Genomic DNA, 20,710 nt, shown 5'->3' on the forward strand with positions numbered 1-20,710 from the left:
CGGGGTGCTCCCCGATGCGCGGGGCGCCCCGGCGGATGTGAGCTAGCGTGGGTCGGGTGACTGCGCCTAACCCGGTAATCCCGGTTCCACCGGCCGACCTGCCCAGCACGCTCGGCGCGCTACGGGCGGCCGGTCACCAGTACCGCACCGTAAAGCAGGAACTCCGCGACAACCTCCTCGCCCGGATGCGCTCCGGTGAGGCCCGATTCCCCGGCATCGTCGGCTATGACGACAGCGTGTTGCCCGAGGTCGAGCGGGCACTGCTCGCCGGGCACGACATGGTGCTGCTCGGCGAGCGCGGTCAGGGCAAGACCCGCCTGATCCGCTCGCTCGGCGCGCTGCTCGACGAGTGGACCCCGGTCATCCCCGGCTCGGTGCTCAACGAGCACCCGATGCACCCGCTCACCCCGGCGTCCCGCGCCCAGGTCGCCGAGGCCGGTGACGACCAGCCGGTCGGCTGGCTGCACCGCTCGATGCGCTACGGCGAGAAGCTCGCCACCCCGGACACCAGCGTCGGCGACCTGATCGGTGACGTCGACCCGATCCGGATCGCGCAGGGCCGCACCCTCGGCGACCCGGAGACCATCCACTTCGGGTTGGTGCCCCGCACCAACCGCGGCATCTTCGCCGTCAACGAACTGCCCGACCTGGCCGAGCGGATCCAGGTGGCCCTGCTCAACGTGCTGGAGGAGCGGGACATCCAGGTCCGCGGCTACCAGCTGCGGCTTCCACTGGACCTGCTCCTCATCGCCAGCGCCAACCCGGAGGACTACACCAACCGGGGCCGGATCATCACTCCGCTCAAGGACCGGTTCGGCGCGGAGATCCGTACCCACTACCCGGTCGACCTGGAGCTCGAGCTGGCGCTGATCCGCCAGGAGGCCGACCTGGTCGCCGACGTTCCGGAGCACGTGCTGGAGGTGCTCGCCCGCTTCGCCCGCGCGGTCCGCGAGTCGCCGTCGGTGGACCCGCGCTCCGGCGTCTCCGCCCGGTTCGCGATCGCCGCCGCCGAGACCGTCGCCGGTGCCGCGCTGCGCCGCTCCGGCCTGCTCGCCGCCATCGGTGACCCGGAGGGTCGCCCCGAGGCGGCGGTGGCGCGGGTTGGCGACGCGGTGTCGGTGACCAGCACCCTGCGCGGCAAGGTGGAGTTCGAGAGCGGCGAAGAGGGGCGGGAGATCGAGATCCTCGCGCACCTGCTGCGTACCGCGACCGCCGAGACGTTCCGGGCGCACCTGTCCGGGCTGGACCTGTCCGGTTTCACGGCGCTGGTCGGGGACGGTGCGGCGATCGAGACCGGCGAGCTGGTCAGCGCCGCCGAACTGCTGCGGCAGGTCGGCACCGTACCCGGCCTCGCGAAGGTCCTCGACCGGCTCGGCCTGGGCGACGCGCCCACCCCGGAGGAGGCGGCGGCTGCCGTCGAGTTCGTGCTGGAAGGGCTGCATCTGACCCGACGGCTCGGCAAGGACGTCACCGACTCCGGGCGCACCGTCTACGGCGGCCGGGGCTGATCGTGGCCGGCAACCGGTTCCGGTACGGGCAGTGGAACGGCGGGCCGGACCCGCTGGCACCCCCGTACGACGTGCGTGAGGCGGTGGACGCGGTCGGCGCCGAGGTGCTGGCCGGCGGCAGCCTGCGGGAGGCGTTGCGCGACCTGCTGCGCCGTGGCCCCAAGGGGCGAGGTGGGCTGGACGACCTGGCCGCCCGGGCCCGGCGGCTGCGCCGGGAGGCGCTGCGGCGCGGCGACCTGGACGGGGCGGTGACCCGGGCGCAGGCCCTGCTCGACCAGGCCCTCGCCGCCGAGCGGGACGCGCTGCGGGGCCGCGACGACGACGCCGCGCGCTTCGCCGAGTCGGTGCTGGACAACCTGCCCCGCTCCACCGCGCGGGCGGTGGAGGAGCTGTCCGGCTACCAGTGGGCCAGCGACGACGCCCGCCGCTCGTACCAGCAGATCCTCGACCAACTCCGCGACGACGTGCTCGGTCAACGGTTCGCCGGGCTGCGCGACGCCGTGCGGGCGTCCGCCGACCCGGCCGCCCAGCAGCGGCTCGCCGAGATGATGGGCGACCTGAACGACCTGCTGGCCCGGCACGGTCGCGCGGAGGACACCACCGACGCGTTCGCCGAGTTCATGCGCCGACACGGTGACTTCTTCCCGGAGAAGCCGGAGACGGTCGACGAGTTGATCGACGTGTTGGCCCGCCGTTCGGCGGCGGGTGAGCGGTTGATGAACTCGCTGTCCGACCGGCAGCGCGCCGAGCTGGCCGGTCTCATGCAGCAGTCGCTCGGCGACCGCCTCGCGGGGGAGTTGTCCGCGCTCGACGCGAACCTGCGGGCGCTGCGCCCTGATCTGCGCTGGGGGCGCGGCGAGCGGGTCCGGGGCGAGCAACCGTTGGACTACGCCGACGCGGCCGGAGCGTTGGGTGAGATCGGCGAGCTGGACGACCTGCTGGACCAGCTCGACCAGGAGCACCCGGGAGCGACCCTGGACGACGTGGACGTCGAAGCGGTGGCCCGCACGCTGGGGCGGGACGCGGCCGACGACGTCCGACGGCTGCGCGATCTGGAGCGGGAGCTACGCCGGCAGGGCTGGGTGAGTCGGGACGCGGACGGGCTCACGCTGAGCCCGAAGGCGCTGCGCCGGCTCGGCGGGACGGCGCTGCGACGGGTCTTCGCCGACCTGACCGCCGGGCCGCGGGGTCAGCACGACCTGCGTTCCGCGGGGGCCGCCGGCGAGGTCAGCGGCGCGTCCAGACCCTGGGAGTACGGCGACGAGCAGCCGTTGGACGTGGTCCGGACGTTGACCCGGGCGGTCAGTCGGGGCGGACCGACGGTCCCGGTGCAGCTTGCGGTGGACGACTTCGAGGTGGTGGAGACCGAGAAGCGGGCCTCGGCGGCGGTGGTGCTCTGCGTCGACCTGTCGTACTCGATGATCTCGCAGGGTCGTTGGGGGCCGATGAAGCAGACGGCGTTGGCGCTGGCGCACCTGATGGAGACGCGTTTTCCGCAGGACGCCCTGCAGATCGTGGGTTTCGGCCGGGAGGCCATGACGCTCACCCAGCAGGAGTTGGCCGCCGTCGAGCCGGACCTGGAGCAGGGCACGAACCTCCAGCACGCGCTGCGGTTGGCCGGTCGCCACCTGCGTCGGCACCCGGACGCCGAGCCGGTGGTGCTGGTGGTCACCGACGGGGAGCCCACCGCGCACCTGGACCCGGACGACGGGGAGGCCCTGTTCCACTGGCCACCGCTTCCGGAGACGATCGACGCGACGGTCCGTGAGGTCGACCGGCTGAGCCGCTACGGTGCCACGCTCAACCTGTTCATGCTCGGCGACGACCCGGGTCTGCGGCGCTTCGTCGACGCGGTGGCCCGCCGCAGCCGGGGGCGCATGTTCACGCCCGACACCGACGACCTCGGCGAGTACGTGGTCTCCGACTACCTGCGCTCCCGCCAATCCCGCCGCTAACTCCCCGCGGGGCGGGTTGACTGGGAGGATGGCGCAGAGCGAGGGGTTGCGGCGGGCCTACGGGGCCCTGTTCGCCGAGGTGGACGCTGGCGGGTTCGGTCCGGCCCCGGAGGGGCAGCTCAGCGCCGAGCAGATCGTCGCGCACCTGGTCGCCAACGACGAGCTGATGATCCAGGCCACCGAGGCGCTGCTGGCCGGGTCACCGTTCGCCTACTACGAGCTGGAAGAGGACATCCACCGTCCGCAGCTCGACGCGCTGGCCGCCGAGCAGGGCGGGCTGCGTGGCCTGACCGCCCTGCTGCACGGCACCAGCGACCGTCTGTGCGGGCTCGTCGACCAGCTCGGCCTGGCGGCGGAGACCCCGGTCGAGACGCACCTCCGTGAGGGCTTCGACCTCGTCGTCGACGAGCCGCTGCCCTGGTCCCGGACCCTGGACCTGCACACCCGGGTCCACCTGCCCAAACACCAGGCCCAACTGCACCTGCTCCGCGCCTGAGCGGCGGTGGCGCTCGCCAGTGGGTCGGCGTGTCGCAGCAGCGACCGTCCCGCTCTGTTGAGCCTGATTCCGCTGCGGCATCTTGATGCCGGAACGGCATCAGGCTCGCAGCGGCGCCCCCACCTCCTGCTCCCTTGGTCTTGGCAGGGTCCGTGCGCTCCACGAGGGGGCGCGGCAGGGTTCGGATCAGGTTTCGACCATCTCGGGGCGGGGGTGGAAGGTGCGGCGGTAGGTGGAGGGCGCGACGCCGATGCGGAGGTGGAGTTGCTGGCGCAGGGCGGCGGTGGTGCCGAAACCGGACCGGCGGGCGATCTGCTCGACGGTGAGGTCGGTCGTCTCCAGCAGCAGCCTCGCGTGGTCGGTGCGCTGTTGCAGCAGCCACTGCGCTGGGCTCAGGCCGGTTTCCGACCGGAAACGCCGGGTGAAGGTGCGCACGCTCATCCGCGCCTGCTCGGCCAGGTCGCGCAGCGCGATCGGCTCGTGCAGCCGCTGCCGCGCCCACTCCCGGGCGCTCGCGGTGCTGGTGTCGGTCGCCTTCGGCACCGGCCGCTCGATGTACTGGGCCTGGCCGCCGTCACGCCACGGTGGCATCACGCAGCGGCGGGCCGCCCGGTTGGCCACCTCGCTGCCGTGGTCGAGGCGGATGACGTGCAGGCAGAGGTCGATACCGGCGGCGACCCCGGCCGAGCTGAGCACCGGGCCGTCGGCGATGAAGAGCACCCCCGGATCGAGGTCCACCCGGGGGTGCAGGCGGCGGAACTGCTCGGCGTACGCCCAGTGGGTCGTCGCCCGACGACCGTCGAGCAGCCCGGCGGCGGCCAGCACGAACGCTCCCGTGCAGATCGACATGATCCGGGCACCCCGCTCGTGCGCCGCGCGCAGCGCCTCGGTCACCTCCGGCTCGACAACGCCCAGGGTCAACGCGTTGCCGGCGTGGATGCCCGGGACGATCACCGTGTCGGCGGTGTCGAGCAGCTCCAGACCATGGTCGGGGATCACCTGGAAGCCGGCGGTGCTGCGGACCGGGCGCGCACCCGGGGTGCACACCCGAACGTCGTAGAAGTGCGTCTGGTCGGCCGCCCGGGCGGTGCTGAACACCTGGGACGGAGTGCCGAGGTCCAGCCCGACGACCTGGTCCAGGGCGAGCACGGCGATCCGGTGCGGGCGAGCGTTCATGGCCCGATTATTGCGCATGATGGCTTTCCGGCCACTCGTCGCCCAGGTGGACCGCGCACAGACTGGTCCGGTGACCAAGAACCGCCGTCTGCATCCCGCCTGGCTGGTCGCCGCCGTCGCCTTCGTGGCGTTGGTCGGCGCGGCCGGCTTCCGGGCCACCCCCTCGGTGCTGCTGCACCCCCTGCACGAGGAGTTCGGGTGGCCACTGGCCACCATCTCCGCAGCCGTCTCGGTCAACCTGCTGCTCTACGGGCTGACCGCGCCGTTCGCCGCCGCCCTGATGGACCGGTTCGGCATCCGCCGGGTGGTCTCGGTGGCGTTGCTGCTGGTCGCCGCCGGCAGCGGGTTGACGGTCTTCATGACCGCCAGCTGGCAGCTCCTGCTCTGCTGGGGTGTGCTGGTGGGGCTGGGCACCGGCTCGATGGCCCTGGCGTTCGTGGCCACCGTCACCGGGCGCTGGTTCGTCCGTCGCAGGGGCCTGGTCACCGGAGTGCTGACCGCCGGCGGGGCGGCCGGACAACTGGTGTTCCTGCCACTGATCGCCATCCTGGTACGCGACCACGGCTGGCGCACGGCGGCACTCGTCGTGGCCGGAGCCGCGCTGGCGGTCGTACCCCTGGTGGTGTGGTTCCTGCGCGAGCACCCGGCGGATCTCGGTCTGCCCGCCTACGGGGCGACCGAGGTCGTCGCGGCGCCGCCGGCAACCGGCGGCGCGGCGACCCGGGCGCTCGGCGCGCTGGCCACCGCGGCCCGGACCCGCCCGTTCTGGCTGCTCGCCGGCGGGTTCGCGATCTGTGGCGCGACCACCAACGGCCTGGTCGGTACGCACTTCGTGCCGGCCGCACACGATCACGGCATGCCGCAGACCACCGCGGCCGGGTTGCTCGCCCTGGTGGGGCTCTTCGACATCGTCGGCACGGTCGCCTCCGGGTGGCTCACCGACCGGGTGGACAGCCGCCTGCTGCTCGGCATGTACTACGCGCTGCGCGGGTTGTCCCTGCTGGTGCTGCCGAGCCTCTTCTCCGGCACCGCCGAGCCGAGCATGCTGGTGTTCATCGTCTTCTACGGCCTGGACTGGGTGGCCACCGTGCCGCCGACCGTGGCGCTGTGCCGGGAGTACTTCGGTGGCGCCGGAGCGGTGGTGTTCGGCTGGGTGTTCGCCGCGCACCAACTTGGCGCTGCGGTTGCCGCGACCGGCGCGGGGCTGGTCCGGGACCGGCTGGGCGACTACGCGATGGCCTGGTACGTGGCGGGCGCGCTGTCGATCGGCGCGGCCGGGCTGTCGTTGCTGCTGCGCCGCCGACCGGGCCGAGGAGTCCCGGAGGCCGTGCTGGCCGCCGCGACCGCGCCCAGGGCGTGGAGCTTCCGGGGCTGAACCTCGACGCGTCGGCCGGTCAGCTCACCGTCCACTGCTGGGCCGGCCGACCGTCGCACTGCCGCTGCCGGATGTCCTCGCCGGCCTCGACGGCGTCGTCGTCGGCCTGGGCGCACTTGTCGCTGTGCGCGGCGACGAGCAGCACCGGGCCGGTGCCGGTCGGGGCGAGTCGCCACCGCTGGTTGGCCTCGCCGTGGCAGGGGTACTGCATGATCTTCGCGCCGTCGTCCCGACTGCCACCCTCGACGTCGAGGCACTGCCCGTACGCGGCGTTGGCCAGCGTCACCACGTCCGCGCCGACCGGGTTGACCACCCACTGCTGCTCCGGGCCGCCGGTGCACACTGCCAACTCGGCCTCGGCCTTCTCGCCGTCACCGTCGAGCCCCAGGCAGAGGCCCGAGGCGGCGCGCAGCACCCGAGGGCCGGTGAGCGGGGCGGCCGGCGTGCTGGCCGACGGGGTCGGTGACGGCTCGGCCGGTGCGGTCGGGGTGGGCTCGCCCGCCGGGTCGCTGGGCTGGGCCGGGCTGGACGGCGAGCCGACCGACGCCGGCACGGCCGGCTCGTCGTCACCGTCGAACAGCCCGGTGGCGAAGACGACCCCCAGGAGTACGCCGACGACCCCGACCGCCACCGCGATCCGCAGCAACGGGTCGGCCAGCGGCCCGGGGCGCGGTGTCCGGTGACCGCCGTAGACGGTGCCGGCGGGGTCGGGGCGTTCCTCGGGCGCGGGCATAGGGGCCATCCTCACCCACCGCCGACGGCCACGGCCAGTCGGTGCCGTCAGTCGACGACCCGGACGCCGCCTGCGGCAGCGCTCAGCGGGTGGGCTGCGGGTCGGTGACGTCGGCCACGGTGGCGTGGAGGGCGGCGATGGCGGCGTCGGCGTCGAGCGCGACGGCGAGGCCACGCTCGCCGGCGCCCAGACTGATCTCCCGTCCGCGCAGCCGCTCGTCGGCGATCACCGGCCAGGCCGTGCTCGCGCCGAACGGGGTGATGGTGCCGCGTTCGTAACCGGTGGCGGCCCGCGCGCCGGCAGCGTCGGGCATGGAGAGCCGCTGTACCCCGAGTAGCGCGCGCAGCTTGGGCCAGGAGATGACCCGGTCGCCGGGGGTGAGCACGAACAGGTGATCGTCTTCACCGCGGCGCACCACGATGGTCTTGACCACGTCGGAGACGGCCACGCCCTGCGCCGCCGCGGCCTCCGCGAGGCTGCCGACCTCACCTCGGCTGACCAGCCGATACGGCAGTCGGGCGGCGTCCAGGGCGGTGATCGCGGGCGATGGCATGCCCGCCACGGTAACCGCCGGGCCTCGGTCCGGACGGGAAACTGCCATCGTCGACATCCCACGGTTTCCGAAACGCGAGCGTAAGGTGATCACATGCGCGCTGAGCGTGTGGATCACCCCATTGACCATGATCAAGCGGTGGACACGCTGCGACGGTCGTACGCCGCGGTGCCCACGGGCGAGCCTGTCCGGCTGGCCAAACGCACCTCCAACCTGTTCCGCCCCCGGTCCGCTCCCCGGACCCCGGGCCTCGACGTGAGTGCCCTGGACGGCGTGCTGTCGATCGACCCGACCGGCCGTACCGCCGACGTTCAGGGCATGTGCACGTACGAGGACCTGGTCGACGCGACGCTGCCGCACGGGTTGATGCCGCTGGTGGTGCCGCAGCTGCGCACCATCACCCTGGGCGGCGCGGTGACCGGCCTCGGGATCGAGTCGACCTCGTTCCGCAACGGCCTGCCGCACGAGTCGGTGCAGGAGTTGGACGTGCTCACCGGCTCCGGCGAGATCGTCACCGCCCGACCCGACGGGGAGCACGCCGACCTGTTCACCGCGTTCCCCAACTCGCTGGGCAGCCTCGGTTACGCCACCCGGCTGCGCATCGAGCTGCAACCGGTAGGCCGGTACGTGGCGTTGCGCAACGTCCGGTTCACCCGACTGGAGGCGCTCACCGACGCGATCGCGGAGGTGACGGCGACCCGCACCTGGGCCGGCGAGCCGGTGGACGCGATGGACGGGGTGATGTTCAGCCCCGGTGAGGCGTACCTGGTGTTCGCCAGGTTCACCGACGCGGCCGATCCCCCCAGCGACTACACCGGCCAGGCGATCTACTACCGCTCGCTGCGCCGGCGCACCCGCGACGTGCTCACCGCGTACGACTATCTGTGGCGCTGGGACACCGACTGGTTCTGGTGCTCGGCGGCGTTCGGCGCGCAGCATCCGGTCGTCCGCCGGCTCTGGCCGGCACGTTACCGGCGCAGCGACTTCTACCACCGGCTGGTCCGGCTGGAGCACCGACACCAGGTGGCGGCCCGGATCGACCGGCTGCGCGGGCAGCCGGCCCGGGAGCGGGTCGTGCAGGACGTGGAGATCCCGCTGAACGAGACGGCTGACTTCCTGCGCTGGTTCGCCGGCGCGGTGGGGATGAACCCGGTGTGGCTGTGTCCGTTGCGACTGCGTGAGCCGGCGGGGCCCGGCTCGGCGCGGTCCTGGCCGCTGTATCCACTCCGGCCGGGGCAGGACTACGTCAACATCGGGTTCTGGGGGAGCGTGCCGATCGCGCCGGGCGCCGCCGACGGCGACGTCAACCGCACGATCGAACGCAGGGTGTCGGAGTCGGGCGGCCACAAGTCGCTCTACTCGGACGCGTACTACGACCGGGACGCCTTCGACCGCCTGTACGGCGGCGACACGTGGCGGGCGGTGAAAGACCGCTACGACCCGGACCACCGGCTGACGGGACTGTACGAAAAGGCGGTAGCACGAGCATGAGCCTGACCGACAGAGATCAAGGGGCGGCGAGCGTTCCCGCCACCCCGCCGGCGGGGGGCCGGCACACGGGTCCGACCGTCGCGGATGTCGTCCGTGCGGTCACCACGGGACCACTACCGGTGCGGATCACCGGGTACGACGGCAGCGCCGTCGGCCCGTCCGACGCCGGGATCACCCTGGCGATCCGTTCCGAGCGTGGCCTGTCGTACCTGCTCACGGCCCCTGGCGACCTGGGCATGGCCCGGGCCTACGTCAGTGGCGACCTGGCGTTGCAGGGGGTGCACCCGGGCGACCCGTACGAGGCGTTGCGGGTGCTCAAGGACGAGTTGCGGCTGCGCCCACCGTCGCTGGCCGAGGGGCTGGCGCTGGTCCGTGGGCTGGGCTGGGAGCGGCTGATGCCGCCGCCGGCACCGCCGCAGGAGGCGCAGCCCCGCTGGAAGCGGGTGGTGAACGGGCTGCGGCACTCCCGGGTGCGCGACAGCACGGCGATCTCGCACCACTACGACGTCTCCAACGCCTTCTACGAGAAGGTGCTCGGCCCGTCGATGACGTACACCTGCGCGGTCTTCCGGTCTCCGGACGACACGTTGGAGCAGGCCCAGGCGGCGAAGTACGACCTGGTCGCCGGCAAGCTGGCGTTGAAGAAGGGGATGCGGCTGCTGGATGTGGGCTGCGGCTGGGGTGGCATGGTGCGCCACGCCGCCCGTGAGTACGGCGTGAAGGCGCTCGGGGTGACCCTGTCGAAGGCGCAGGCGCAGTGGGCGCAGGCGGCGATCGAGCGGGAGGGGTTGACCGGGCTGGCCGAGGTGCGGCACCTGGACTACCGGGACGCGCCGGCGGAGCAGTTCGACGCCATCTCGTCGATCGGGTTGACCGAGCACATCGGGGTGCGCAACTACCCGACCTACTTCGGGGCGCTGCGCAGCCGCCTGCGGCAGGGTGGCCGCCTGCTCAACCACTGCATCACCCGGGCGGACAACCGGGCGCCGCACCGCTCCGGGGCGTTCATCGACCGGTACGTCTTCCCGGACGGCGAGTTGGCCGGTCCGGGCCGGCTGATCAGCGAGGTGCACGACGCCGGGTTCGAGGTGCACCACGAGGAGAACCTGCGCCAGCACTACGCGCTGACGCTGGCTGCCTGGTGTCGCAACCTGGTCGAGCACTGGGACTTCTGCGTGTCCGAGGTGGGCGCGGGCACCGCTCGGGTGTGGGGGCTGTACATGGCCGGGTCGCGGATGGCGTTCGAGCGCAACGGCATCCAACTGCACCAGGTGCTGGCCACGCACAACGGCCCGGACGGGGTGAGTGGCTACCCGCTGCGACCCGACTGGTTGCCCTGACCATCCGCTGAGTGCCCGCGGGAAGCCGCGTCGAGAACGTCGGCGCGGCTTTTCGCGAACCGATTGACAAACAAGTTTTGTACGTACAAACTGATTTTGCCATGAGAGACGTCCTGTACCTGGAGCAGATCGAGCAGGCCGAAGTCCTGCTCAAGCCGCAACGCGTCGAGGTGCTGCGGCAACTGGCCGAACCGCGCACCTGCACCGAGGTCGCGGCCCGACTCGACCAGACGCCACAGCGCGTCTATTACCACGTCAAGCAGCTCGTCGCGGCCGGCCTGGTCGAGCTGGTCAACGAGCGCAAGGTCCGGGGGATCACGGAGGGCATCTACCAGGCCGCCGCCCGCTCCTACTGGCTGTCCCCCCGGCTGGTCGGCCGGATCGGGCTGCGCAAGGCCCGCGACGAGCTGAGCCTGGGCTACCTGCTCGACCTGATGGAAGAGGTCCAGGCCGACATCGCCGCCCTGGACCGGGCCGCGCCCGAACTGCCCTCGATCGGGGTCTCCGGCGAGATCCGGGTGCCCGCGGAGCAGCGCCAGCAGTTCCTGCACGACCTGCAAACCGCACTTCAGGACCTGTTCACCCGCTACGGCGGCAGCGAGGGGGATGCCTTCAAGCTGGCCGTCGCCTGCTATCCGAAAGGGAACGACAATGAGTGATCTGATGAAGCTCACGGCACGTCTCTCCGCGCCCGTCGGGCGCGTCCGCGAAGCCCTCACCGACCCCGCCGAGCTGCGTGTCTGGCTGGCCGAGCACGCCGAGGTCGAGCTGCCCCAGCGGTACGAGTTCTGGGGCCGCTACACGCCCGAGGGCGACGCCCCGCATCAGCGACTGCTGCACGCCGACGACGACACGCTGCGCTTCGCCTGGGTGCTCGACGGGGTGGAGACCACCACCGAGTTCCAGTTGACCGCCGAGAGCGCCGACAGCACCGTGCTGACGCTGACCCAGAGCCACTTCGACTTCGCCGAGGCGATGAGCGGCTCCACCATCCGGGGCGTGCTCCAGACGTACTGGGCGCTGGCCATCGCCAGCCTGGCCGCCCACGTGGAGGGCAAGCCGCTGCTGCCCCGCACCGACTTCACCTCCGCCGACCTGCGCGGCGAGCTGGTCATCGCCGCCCCCGCCGACAAGGTGTGGGAGTCGCTGACCGACTCCGAGCAGGCCAGCGCCTGGTTCGGCTACCCGATCGGCATCGAGCCCTGGGTCGGCGGCCGGTACGCCATGGGCGGCTTCGAGACCGGCTACGCGGCCAAGGTCGTCGACCTGGAGCCCGGCCGGCGGATGTCCGTCGACTGGGGCCCGACCGGTGTGACGAACTGGGAGCTGGCCGAATCCAACGGTCGGACCACGCTGACCTTCGTGCAGAGCGGCTTCGACGAGGCCAACCCGCCGTACGGGGCCTGGAGCGGGTCGGTTGCCGGGCTGTACGAGCTGCGGCGCTTCCACGAGGTGCCGAACTGGCAGCCGATCTGGCTCGCCGAGGAGATCCCCGGCCTGGAGCCCGCACCCGCCAACTGAGTCACGCTGACCGCTCGGAGATCCTCGCTTGATCGTGCTCGATCACGGATGTAGTGGCCTCGTCCGCTCCCTGAGGCCACTACATCCTGGTTCGAGCGCGATCTCGCGTGGGCGGGACGTGGTCTGGCGGACCTGGTGACTTTTCGGGTTCGAATGGGTACTGGCGAGCGATGTTCTTCATCTTTGGTCTGCGTACCAAGGTCGACCGGTCCGGTGTCGTGCAGCAGGTGTGTCGACACTGCGGCAACCACGCCGCGCAGGTGATCACGCGCCGGGCGACGAAATTCACCCTCTTCTTCATTCCGCTCATCCCGATCCGCACCCGGTACGCGCAGCAGTGCACGTTCTGCGGGGCGGAGTACGAGATCACCAAGGCCGACGCCCAGCGCCTCCCGGTCGGCTGATCCGTCGATGGAACGTTTCCTCTGCTGGCTGATCGGTCGACCATCGCCCCCGGCCGACGTGGCGGTGCACACAGTGGCCCGTTCGCCCTGCACCCCCGGCCAGCGCAAACGCCGCCGCACACGTCGCCCACTGGCCGGCACCGCGCTGCCCCGCTCACCCTGGAACCGATCCGCCGGCCGCTGACCGGGGCATCGCGCCGCTCCACAATCGACTACCGTCATTCCGTCGACGTGCCGGTCGCCCAACCGGGGGCGATCACGTCGCGGACACGGGGGGGTCCACTTGTCAGCACACCGTGGGCGTCGGTGGGGCGCAGCCCTGCTCGGTGCCACCGTCCTCGCCAGCCTGTTGGGCGGCGCAGCTCAAGCCGTCGCCGGTGCCGAACCGGTCCCGGACGGCAGCTACCGCTTCAACGTCAAAGTCAGCTTCGGTGCCGAGTTGGCCTGCTCCGGCGCGCTCGTCGACCAGGACTGGGTGCTGACGGCGAAGAGCTGCTTCGCCACCGGCACGACGCCCGTCGTCGCGGGTCCGCCGAGTCAACCGAGCAGCGTGCTGGTCGGCCGGACCGACCTCACCGGCACGACCGGTCAGCAGCGCTCCGTGGCGTCGCTCAAGCCGCACCCGGACCGTGATCTCGTGCTGGTCCGCCTCTCGTCGCCGGTCACCGACGTCGTTCCGGTCACCCTGGCCTCCACCGCGCCGACCGCCGAAGAGACGCTCACCGCGACAGGTTACGGCCGGACGGCGACCGAGTGGGTTCCGGACCGGCTGCACCAGGGGGCCTTCACCGTCGACGCCGTCGCGGCGACCACGGTGGGGCTCAGTGGCGCGTCCAGCGGCGCGACCCTGTGCCGAGGCGACGCCGGGGCGCCGGTGTTCCGCGACAGCGCCGGTGTCGCCACGCTGGTGGCCGTGGTGACCTCCTCGTGGCAGCGGGGCTGCCTCGGCGAGGTCGAGACGCGCGACGGCGCGACCGGCACCCGGGTCGACGACCTCGCCGCCTGGCTCGACGAGGAGACCGCGGACGTCCAGATCTTCGGCGTGCAGGCCGACGGGCGGCTGACCTACAGCGTCATCGACTCGGCCACCGGTGACCTTCGGGCCAACCGGACCTCCACCGTCGCCCTCGGCTTCGCGCCGAAGGCGATGGCCACGTTGAACGAGAACACGATCCTGATCACCGATACCGGCGGCACCATGTACCGGGTGGACGTCACCGGGTTCGACCCGTTGACCTACACCACCACGAACATCGCCGCCGGTTACTCGCCGTACAACCGGATGACCTACGACGGCTACGGCTCGCTCTACTACATCCACGGCACCACCAACCAGCTCTACCGCCGTACGGTCACCAGCGCCAAGCCGACGGGTGCCGACATCAACCGGGCCACCCTCATCTCCGCCGGTTTCAGCCAGAAGACCATCACCTCACCAGGGGCCGGCCGGATCCTCGGCACGATCTCCGACGGGCGGCTGCTGTCGTACCGCGTCTACGGCAACGGTGACAGCGCGTGGACGGTCGGTGAGCTGGCCAAGACCGGTTGGGCCGCGCCGACGCACCTGCTCTCGCCCGGCGGTGGTGTCTACTACGCCCGCACCTCGGCCGGTCGACTGGACCGCTACCGCGACGCCAACCCGTTCGACGGCATTGGCACCGACATCACGGCCTTCCCGAACGACCCGGTCAGCGTGAGCGGGTGGAACCAGGTCCTGCTCTCCGCCCGCCCCTGGGCCGGCGTGGTGTCGGTCTTCGGCGCGAAGCCGGACGGTCGGTTGTCCTACACGGCCCTCGACCCGGTGACCGGTGCGAAGCGGGTCACGACGGTGTCGGCGCAGACCCTCGGGTTCTCCCCGAAGGCGATGGCGACGCTCAACTCGGACACGTTGCTGGTGACCAACAACAGCAGTCTGTACCGGGTGGACATCACCAGCACCGATCCGTTGACCTTCACCCGTACGGCCGACCCCATCGGCGGCGGGTGGAGCCACGACCGGCTGGTCTTCGACGGCTTCGGCTCGCTGTTCGGCCAAGCCAACAGTGTCCTGCGGCGGTACACGGTGACGAAGGCCAAGCCGGCCAACGCGACGACCGACATCACCGCCAACACGGTGGTCATCGACAGCGGGTTCGGCGTGCCCACGCTGGCCGCCACCGGCAAGGGTCGGCTGCTCGCCACGACGAACGCGGGCATCCTCGCCGCGTACACCATCCCGGCTGCGGGCGGTTGGAGCCGCGACGATCCGGCCAGCAGCGGTTGGGGTGGCGTCACGTCGCTCTTCTCGCCCGGTGGCGGGCACTACTACCGCCGCGACGCGAACGGTGTGGTGACCGGCTGGTTGGACACCAGCCCGTACAACGGCAGCGGCACCGACCTCACGGCGTACGTCCCCGCCGGCACGTCGAGCACCGGTTGGGATGCGCTGCTCTCCGCGCAGCCGTACGACTCGTGGCCGGACAGCACCCGCCGCTGGTGACGCGCTGACCACCGAGACGAAGTGACGGTGCGGGCCACCCGGCGACGGGCGGTCCGCACCTTTCGTCATCGACAGGTCTGCCATTCGGCTATGGCGGGTCATCCGGGTGCTGGCTAGGCTTTGCCAGGTTTGCCGGGACCGGTCCTCAGCGTCGAGGGTGCGCACCACGAGAGAGAGCCGAAGCGTTCGCCGTGTCACCGCAGGACGTGAGCCAGGCCGTCGTGGTGTCGACCCCGTCGGCGCCGCCCACGCGTCCCGACCCCGCTGACCGACGCGCGTTCGCCTCGTCCCGGACGGGCCGGCTCGGCCTGCTCCTCGCCGGCACGGTGCTGGCCGTGGAGGCGGCCTGGCTGGTCGCCGCGCTGCCCGGTGCCGCGCTCGTCAGCGACCTGGGCGCGATGGTGGTGGCCGGTTGGGCGACCGTCGCCTGCGTCGGCGTGGCCCGTCGTCATCCGGCTCCGCTGCGTCGGTTCTGGACCCTGCTCGCCGTCACCATGGCGCTCGCCGCGCTGGGCCGGGCGATCTGGACCGCTCAGCGCCTCGTCGGCGGCGACCTGCCGCACACCCCGGTGGTCGGGGTGGTCTTCACCGCCGGCATCCTCACCGGTACGGCCGCGCTGCTCAGCTCGCCGTCGGCGCCCCGCACGGCGGTGGGGAGGGCCCGCACCCTGCTGGACGGGGTGATCGTCGCCCTGGCCCTGGTGCCGATCGCCTGGGTGCTGGTCTACCAGGGGGTCGCCGCCGCCGAGTTGGCCGACACGGCACGAACGCTGGGGCTGCTCTACCCGATGTTCGACCTGATGCAGCTCACCATCCTGGTCGCGGTGTCCGGCCCGGCCCGGCCGATGTGGCGGCCGATGAGCCTGCTCGCGGGGAGTCTCACCCTGCGGGTCGTCGCCGACGTCGTCTACGTGTCGCTGGTCGCGCGTGCCGACTACGCCGCCGGTCACCCGATCGACCTGTGTTGGCCGCTGAGTTACCTGCTGATCGGCCTGGCCACCCGCAAGCCGCCGCCGCCGGACTGCGACGGCGCCGACGACACCGCCGAGTCACCCCTGCCGCCCTGGTGGCGGGGAGCGCTGCCGTACCTACCGGTCGGCGGGGCGATCATCGCGGTGGTGCTGGCCCGTCGGCCCACCGGGCAGACCCCGCACCTGGTCTTCGTGAGCATGATGGTGTTGCTCGCGGCCCTCGCCGTACGACAGGGGTTGGCCGCCAACGAGAACCTGCGGCTGGTGGCCCGGCTGCGCCGACTCGCGTACGGCGACCAGCTCACCGGGCTGCCCAACCGGTTGCTGTTCAACAGGCGGCTGCGCCTGGCCCTGCGCGACCGGCGACCGGTGGCCGTGCTGCTGCTCGACCTGGACGGGTTCAAGCAGGTCAACGACCGGTTCGGGCACGCTACCGGTGACACCCTGCTGACCGGGCTGGCGGCTCGGATGCGGGCTGCCGTGAACGGCGACGGGACGATCGCCCGGCTCGGCGGTGACGAGTTCGCCGTGCTTGTCGACGGCGACCGTCCCGTCTCACCGGAGCGGCTCGCCGAACGGCTGCTGGACGCGTTGCGGCCGTCCGACGACGAGGAGGACGTCGGGGTGCACCCGTCCGCGAGCATCGGTATCGCGGAGTTCGGTCCGCAGCACGCCTCCCACACCGACCTGCTGCGCGACGCCGACATCGCCATGTACGCGGCGAAGGCGGCCGGGAAGTCCGCGTACCGGACGTGCACGCCGGCGCTGCGCGAGTCGGCGGTGTCCCGCGCCGAGTTGATCGCCGACCTGCGCCGCGCGGTCGACGAGGACCAGCTGCACCTGGAGTTCCAGCCCATCGTCGACCTGGGCACCGGAGCGGTCCGCAGCGCCGAGGCGTTGGTGCGGTGGCGGCACCCCCGGCTGGGGATGCTGCCACCGGCGAAGTTCCTGCCGTTGGCCGAGGAGACCGGGCTGATCCTGCCGATCGACCGGTGGGTGATCCACGAGGCGTGCCGGGCCGCCGCTACCTGGCGCGGCCGTGCGCCGGAGGCCACTGTCGCTGTCAACATCGCCGCGGCGCACCTGCGCCGGCCGGACCTGATCGCCACTGTCACCTCGGCGGTCAGCGCCGCCGGGCTGGCACCGCGGGCGTTGACGCTGGAGCTGACCGAGTCGGCCCTGATCGAGGACACCGAGACGGTGCTGGAGCGGCTGCACCAGCTCCGGGAGCTGGGCATCAAGATCGCCATCGACGACTTCGGCACCGGGTACTCCTCGCTGAGTTACCTGCACCGCATCCCGGCCACCGAGCTGAAGATCGACCGGTCGTTCGTGACCCGGCTGGGTACCGACGACCGCGCGTACGCCACGGTGGAGATGGTCACCCGACTGGCCGGCGCGTTCGACCTGGCGGTGGTGGCCGAGGGGGTGGAGACCGAACGCCAGCACGAGGCCGTCGCCGCGATCGGCTGCCCGCGCGGTCAGGGCTATCTGTACGGGCGACCGGACGGCGCGGCCATGGTGGGCCAGAATCGGGCTTGACCCTCACGTAGCGGCAGGCGGGAGCCTGGTTCCCGGAAGGGAGGGGAACCATGGCGTACACGGTGGGTCAGGTGGCGAAGCTGGCCGGCGTGACGGTCCGGACGTTGCACCACTACGACGAGGTCGGGCTGCTCTCGCCGAGCGGGCGGACCGCGGCGGGTTACCGCCGCTACGACGACGCGGACCTGCAGCGGCTGCAACTCGTCCTGTACTACCGGGAGCTGGGTTTCCCGCTTGAGGAGATCACCGCGATCATCGACGACCCGGCGGCCGACCCGGCCGCGCACCTGCGCCGCCAGCACGAGCTGCTGACGGTACGGATCAAGCGGTTGCAGGAGATGGTCACGGCGATCGAGTTCGCGATGGAGGCGAGCAAGTTGAACATCCAACTCACGCCGGAAGAGCGGTTCGAGGTCTTCGGTGACTTCAGCCCGGAGGAGCACGAGGCCGAGGCGGAGCAGCGCTGGGGCGACACCGACGCGTACCGGGAGTCGAACCGGCGGGCCTCCCGTTACGGCAAGGAGGACTGGCTGCGGATCAAGGCGGAGAACGAGGACTGGGGTCGGCGGATCGTCGCGCTGATGGCCTCGGGCGCGCCGGCCGACGGCGCGGAGGCGATGGAGCTGGCCGAGGAGCACCGGCAGATCATCAGCCGTTGGTTCTACGAGTGCTCGTACGAGATGCAGACCGGGTTGGCCGACATGTACCTGGCCGACGAACGGTTCACCGCCCACTACGAGACCATCGCTCCGGGGCTGGCCGCGTACCTGCACGAGGCGATCCACGCCAACGCGATCAGCCGCGCGTGACGAGGGGCGGTCCGGCTAGTCTGGCCGGACCGCACCGCGGTGAGCGTCGATCGGCGACCGGCCGGCGGCGTGCCGCTCGGGGGAGATGACCGTGCAGAAGCCGAAGCTGATCGCCGCTGTCGCCGTGCTCGTGGTGGCGGTCGGCGTCGGTGCGTGGGCGCTGGTGGCCAGCGGCGACGAGCCGGACGCGGGTATCCCGGCGGCGTCGGCGGGTCCGACCGACCCGGTCGCTGTGCTGAAGGCCGCCGCCGCCAAGGCCGACGAACAGCCGTACAAGCTGATCGTGGGCACGGGCGGCGCGGACGGTGACGCCACGGTGCTGCTCTGGGACCCGACGGCCAAGCGCGGTCTGGAGACCACGTCGTTGAAGGTGCCCACCGGCGTGGTGAAGATCGAGCGGTTGACCACCGGGTCGGACGTGTACGTGCGGGTCACCGCCCCGGACCGCCGCGTCCCGGTCTGGGACGGCAAGACCTGGTGGCACGTCGGCACGCCGGGCGCGCCGGCGGCCAAGCAAGGTCTGGACAACACCCGACTGGCCAGCACGCTGGGCACGCCGGTGGGGGTCCGGCAGACCGGCGCGCGGGAGTACGCCGGCACTCTGGACCTGCGCGAGAGCGGCGCGGTGCTGGGCAGCGGCGTCGGCAGCGTGCTCGGTGACCGGGCCGGAGCGGTGCCGTTCACCGCGTCCGTCGACGAGCAGGGGCGGTTGGTCCGCTATCGCATCGAGTTGGCCAGTGAGCAGTCGCAGACCGCGCAGCTCGACCTGACGTACTCGGACTTCGGGCTGTCGGTGTCGGCCGATCCGCCGGCGGCCGACCTGGTGGGCGAGGACCCGCCGGCGAACATCCCCGGCGCCTGACGCCGGCTCACTCCTCGACCGCCCCGTCGGTGGGGGTGACCAGGAAGTCGTAGACGGTTCGGGCCATCCGGCGGACAGTCTCGTCGCCGGTGGCCATCGGCCCGGCGGTGAGGAACGCGACGGCGGTCTCGGTGCCGGGGATCAGGTAGTAGCCGACGTCGTGTGAGGCATCCGGCAGGTCACCGGTCTTGTGGGCCACCGGCACGCCGGGTGGCAACGCCGCCGGGATCTTCGTGTTCAGGGTCTGTTCCCGCATGAACCCGATCATCAGGTCGCGGGAGGCGGGGGTGAGGATCTCGCCGTCCCAGACCGCGCCGAGCAGGGACACCACGTCGTCCGGGCTGGTGTAGTTCTCCTCGCCGCGCTGGGCGGCCGCGCTGTCGAGCATCCGGCGGGCGAGGATGGTGGACCGCTGGTTCATCGAGTCGATCAGCGCGTTGACCGGGGCGAACCCACCCAGGTAGGTGATCAGCACGTTCGCGGCGACGTTGTCGCTGTACTTGATCAGATATCGGGCGAGCCGGTGCAGGGTGACCACCTGCGGGAACGTCTCGAACTGCAACTGGCCGGTGTCGCCGACGATGTCCTCCGGGGTGACCAGCACGCCCTCGTCGAGGGAGACCTGTCCACAGTCGACCCGGCGCAGCAGCTCGACGAGAATCCACAGTTTGATGACGCTTGCCGCCTTGGGGCGCAGCGATCCGTTGACCGCGATCTGCTGGTCGCCGTAGCGGCCGGACAGGTCGCGGACGGTGACCCCGGCCGGGTTGAGGCTCGCGTCGGCGACCACCCGGGCGAGCTGGCCGCTGAGCGGGAACAGCCGGGCTCCCGCGACCGGATCGGTGGGCGGCTGAGGGCTGGTGACCACCACGCCGCTCAGCGTCGTCGGCGGGCGGTGCCGTTGGATCACCTCAAGCGTGCCCTCGCTGCGCCCGACCAACGGCACCCGGTAGCGGTAGGCCGTCCCTCCGACGACGACCGCCCCGCTGGCCACCCCTGCGGCGACCCGCATGGTCGGGTCGGCGACCCGACCGGTGTCGCCGTCGCAGGCGCGGTAGCGCACGGTGCGCCCGAGCGAGTCCACCGCGAACACCCCGCCGGGAAACGACAACCAGGACACCTCGCTGGTCGGCGCCCGCTCCGGCGTGGGGTCGAGCCCGGGCTCGTGGCCCTCGCCGTCGGCGTACCCCGGCTGGGTCTGCGGCGCCGGGTCCGCGACGGGCCCGTGGTCCGGGCCGTCCGCAATGGCCGGCCCGGTCGTCGCGAGCACCGCGAGCGCGACCGCCGCCGACAGCACCTTCAGGGGTACGCGGGCAGAGTCTCGCAACAGGGAAGATGAGCGCCTCTTGTCGCTTTTTCTCACGTTTGCACGATATGAAGCGCCGGAGGCTGATGCGGCCGGCGGGACCGGCGTCACCCGTCCGGGCGGCAATGTCCTCGTGAGCGTGATGCCACAGCGGAATCAAGATGCCACAGCGGAATCAGTGTCAGTGCT

Annotated in this window: 17 protein-coding genes; 13 read left to right on the plus strand and 4 right to left on the minus strand. The window is 71.9% G+C overall.

All coding sequences use genetic code 11. The annotated features are described in order from the left end of the window. Positions 1–47 precede the first annotated feature (47 nt). From O7614_RS06885 to O7614_RS06895, 3 genes are read left to right on the plus strand one after another with little or no spacing between them, the layout of a single operon-like run. Entirely contained in the window at positions 48–1,508 is a 1,461-nt protein-coding gene (locus O7614_RS06885; protein WP_278137630.1) for a sigma 54-interacting transcriptional regulator, read from the plus strand. After that, the gene (locus O7614_RS06890) at positions 1,508–3,463 is read left to right on the plus strand and encodes a VWA domain-containing protein (RefSeq protein ID WP_278142181.1); all 1,956 of its coding nucleotides are present in this window, start codon (positions 1,508–1,510) and stop codon (positions 3,461–3,463) included. Before O7614_RS06885 ends, O7614_RS06890 begins: the two co-directional genes overlap by 1 nt. 28 nt (positions 3,464–3,491) lie before the next feature. Next, positions 3,492–3,959 carry a hypothetical protein gene (locus tag O7614_RS06895; protein ID WP_278137631.1) on the plus strand — a complete coding sequence of 156 codons (468 nt, stop codon included), beginning with the start codon at positions 3,492–3,494 and terminating at the stop codon, positions 3,957–3,959. Between the two features lie 186 nt (positions 3,960–4,145). Here O7614_RS06895 and O7614_RS06900 read toward each other — a convergent pair whose 3' ends face one another. After that, a complete protein-coding gene (locus tag O7614_RS06900) occupies positions 4,146–5,153 on the minus strand; it encodes a helix-turn-helix domain-containing protein (RefSeq protein ID WP_278137632.1) in 1,008 nt (335 codons plus the stop codon). A 52-nt stretch (positions 5,154–5,205) separates the two neighbouring features. Between O7614_RS06900 and O7614_RS06905 the strand changes: the two genes are divergently transcribed. Beyond that, complete coding sequence (locus tag O7614_RS06905) at positions 5,206–6,510, plus strand: MFS transporter (protein ID WP_278137633.1); 1,305 nt, start codon at positions 5,206–5,208, stop codon at positions 6,508–6,510. 19 nt (positions 6,511–6,529) lie between these two features. Here the strand turns inward: O7614_RS06905 and O7614_RS06910 are convergent, their stop codons facing one another. Both O7614_RS06910 and O7614_RS06915 read right to left on the minus strand, forming a co-directional pair. Then, positions 6,530–7,243 (minus strand): RICIN domain-containing protein, encoded by a 714-nt coding sequence (locus O7614_RS06910; protein ID WP_278137634.1) that lies wholly within the window; start codon positions 7,241–7,243, stop codon positions 6,530–6,532. Positions 7,244–7,325: 82 nt separating this feature from the next. Then, a complete protein-coding gene (locus O7614_RS06915; protein WP_278137635.1) occupies positions 7,326–7,796 on the minus strand; it encodes a YbaK/EbsC family protein in 471 nt (156 codons plus the stop codon). Positions 7,797–7,889: 93 nt separating this feature from the next. On the opposite strand from O7614_RS06915, the gene O7614_RS06920 reads away from it, so the two are divergent. The 9 genes from O7614_RS06920 to O7614_RS06960 all read left to right on the plus strand — a co-directional run bounded on the left by O7614_RS06920 (position 7,890) and on the right by O7614_RS06960 (position 19,215). Next, positions 7,890–9,287 (plus strand): FAD-binding oxidoreductase, encoded by a 1,398-nt coding sequence (locus tag O7614_RS06920; RefSeq protein WP_278137636.1) that lies wholly within the window; start codon positions 7,890–7,892, stop codon positions 9,285–9,287. After that, the gene (locus tag O7614_RS06925; RefSeq protein WP_278137637.1) at positions 9,284–10,627 is read left to right on the plus strand and encodes a class I SAM-dependent methyltransferase; all 1,344 of its coding nucleotides are present in this window, start codon (positions 9,284–9,286) and stop codon (positions 10,625–10,627) included. Before O7614_RS06920 ends, O7614_RS06925 begins: the two co-directional genes overlap by 4 nt. Before the next feature lie 101 nt (positions 10,628–10,728). Continuing rightward, positions 10,729–11,286, plus strand: coding sequence for a helix-turn-helix domain-containing protein (locus O7614_RS06930; protein WP_278137638.1), 558 nt, complete (start codon positions 10,729–10,731; stop codon positions 11,284–11,286). Then, a complete protein-coding gene (locus O7614_RS06935; protein WP_278137639.1) occupies positions 11,279–12,148 on the plus strand; it encodes an SRPBCC family protein in 870 nt (289 codons plus the stop codon). The genes O7614_RS06930 and O7614_RS06935 overlap by 8 nt, the downstream gene beginning before the upstream one ends. A 170-nt stretch (positions 12,149–12,318) precedes the next feature. Next, positions 12,319–12,552, plus strand: a complete 234-nt coding sequence (locus tag O7614_RS06940; protein ID WP_278137640.1) for a zinc-ribbon domain-containing protein — start codon at positions 12,319–12,321, stop codon at positions 12,550–12,552. A gap of 283 nt (positions 12,553–12,835) precedes the next feature. Next, on the plus strand, positions 12,836–15,031 hold the full coding sequence (locus O7614_RS06945; RefSeq protein ID WP_278137641.1) for a tachylectin-related carbohydrate-binding protein: 2,196 nt from the start codon (positions 12,836–12,838) through the stop codon (positions 15,029–15,031). A gap of 191 nt (positions 15,032–15,222) precedes the next feature. Then, positions 15,223–17,544 (plus strand): EAL domain-containing protein, encoded by a 2,322-nt coding sequence (locus tag O7614_RS06950; protein ID WP_278137642.1) that lies wholly within the window; start codon positions 15,223–15,225, stop codon positions 17,542–17,544. Positions 17,545–17,594: 50 nt separating this feature from the next. Further along, positions 17,595–18,353 carry a MerR family transcriptional regulator gene (locus tag O7614_RS06955; protein ID WP_278137643.1) on the plus strand — a complete coding sequence of 253 codons (759 nt, stop codon included), beginning with the start codon at positions 17,595–17,597 and terminating at the stop codon, positions 18,351–18,353. Between the two features lie 91 nt (positions 18,354–18,444). Continuing rightward, the gene (locus tag O7614_RS06960) at positions 18,445–19,215 is read left to right on the plus strand and encodes a hypothetical protein (protein WP_278137644.1); all 771 of its coding nucleotides are present in this window, start codon (positions 18,445–18,447) and stop codon (positions 19,213–19,215) included. Between the two features lie 7 nt (positions 19,216–19,222). Here O7614_RS06960 and O7614_RS06965 read toward each other — a convergent pair whose 3' ends face one another. Continuing rightward, positions 19,223–20,542 (minus strand): serine hydrolase, encoded by a 1,320-nt coding sequence (locus O7614_RS06965; RefSeq protein ID WP_278137645.1) that lies wholly within the window; start codon positions 20,540–20,542, stop codon positions 19,223–19,225. Positions 20,543–20,710 lie beyond the last annotated feature (168 nt).

The organism is Micromonospora sp. WMMD961 (genome assembly GCF_029626145.1).
Lineage (GTDB): Bacteria > Actinomycetota > Actinomycetes > Mycobacteriales > Micromonosporaceae > Micromonospora.